Source organism: Liquorilactobacillus sicerae, assembly GCF_029916425.1.
Lineage (GTDB): Bacteria > Bacillota > Bacilli > Lactobacillales > Lactobacillaceae > Liquorilactobacillus > Liquorilactobacillus sicerae.
The window spans coordinates 1-419 of record NZ_JAHAVQ010000299.1 but is presented as its reverse complement, the minus strand read 5'-3'; the positions used below and the strand labels follow the sequence as shown (position 1 = coordinate 419).

At 39.9% G+C, this 419-nt stretch carries 1 protein-coding gene; it reads right to left on the bottom strand.

Annotation, left to right across the window (positions count from 1 at the left end):
* Positions 1-339 (bottom strand): MFS transporter (locus tag KH893_RS12535; protein ID WP_281166369.1); only part of this gene is annotated, 339 nt, incomplete at its 3' end.
* Positions 340-419 lie beyond the last annotated feature (80 nt).

Genomic DNA, 419 nt, shown 5'->3' with positions numbered 1-419 from the left:
CGCGAAATTAGAGGTAGTAATGCCAAAACTTGTTGACATTGCCATTGAGGCGCCAACGGCTTGAATTGCCCGTGCTGCTAAGAGAAAGATCAGACCGAACTTGGAAATACCGGCTAAAAAGGAAACGATTGTGAAAATGATTGTACCGATTTTGAAAATTTTGATCTTTCCGTATACATCGCCCATACGGCCGAACAAAAGCAGCAAACCGGAAATAACAATCAAATAAACGATTACAGTCCAGGTTGCCTGGTTTAGAGGTATTTTTAAGTCTTTTGAAATCGAGGGCAGGGCAATATTAACGATCGAACCATCGAGCACGCTCATAAAAGTCAGCATGCCTAAAGCAACTAATATCCAGATGTGATCTCTATCTAATTTGTTTGAACTTGTAAAGTTTGAATTTTGCACAAACAACA